We start from the raw sequence: 817 nt of genomic DNA on the forward strand, positions 1-817 counted from the left end.
TCGTTGTTGAAGTAGTGCTTGGCTCTTCTGACGTTGTTGTCGTCGTTGTTGAAGTAGTGCTTGGCTCTTCTGACGTTGTTGTCGTCGTTGTTGAAGTAGTGCTTGGCTCTTCTGACGTTGTTGTCGTTGAAGTTGTTGTTGACTCTTCTGACGTTGTTGTTGTCGTTGTAGTTGTTGTTGGCTCCTCTGACGTTGTTGTTGTCGTTGTAGTTGTTGTTGACTCCGTTGTTGTTGTCGTTGTAGTTGTTGTTGTAGTCACATAAGTGTTTGTAAACTTACGTGCAGCATTGGCTTCTTGAACAGTAGCAACGAGTTTACCTTCGCCATTATCTACTACTGAGACATGGATTGTGTAGCTTTCAGTTGAGTATGTAACTCCTTCTTCTGAACCAGCTTTTTCTGTCAAGACATATTCGTGCTCGCCTGCTTCAGTATATGAAAGTTTGAAGGCTACTTCGTTTGTTGCAACTTCAACACCCTCAACTTCTTTACCGTTTGATGATGTTGCGATGACGTTTCCGCCTTCGCTCAATTCAAACTCAAATTGTTCTTTAGTAAGTTCTTTACCAACTAATTCTTTAGTTGCTTTGATGACTGCTTCAGCAGGTGTTGCTTTATATTTGTTTGTAAACTTACGAGTTGAATCTTCTTCTTTAACAGTTGCAACGAGTTTACCTTCGCCATTATCTACTACTGAGACATGGATTGTGTGGCTTTCAGTTGAGTATTCAACTCCTGCTACTGATCCAGCTTTTTCTGTCAACACGTATTCGTGCTCGCCTGCTTCAGTGTATGAAAGTTTGAAGGCTACTTCGTT

General features: G+C 41.4%; 1 protein-coding gene. It reads right to left on the reverse strand.

What is annotated here, in order from left to right; genetic code table 11:
• Window positions 1-817, reverse strand: an 817-nt coding sequence (locus QM859_RS09005; protein ID WP_414262833.1) for a Spy0128 family protein, incomplete at both ends; no start/stop codon positions are given.

Source organism: Streptococcus infantis (assembly GCF_047463175.1).
Classification (GTDB): Bacteria; Bacillota; Bacilli; order Lactobacillales; family Streptococcaceae; genus Streptococcus; species Streptococcus infantis_AC.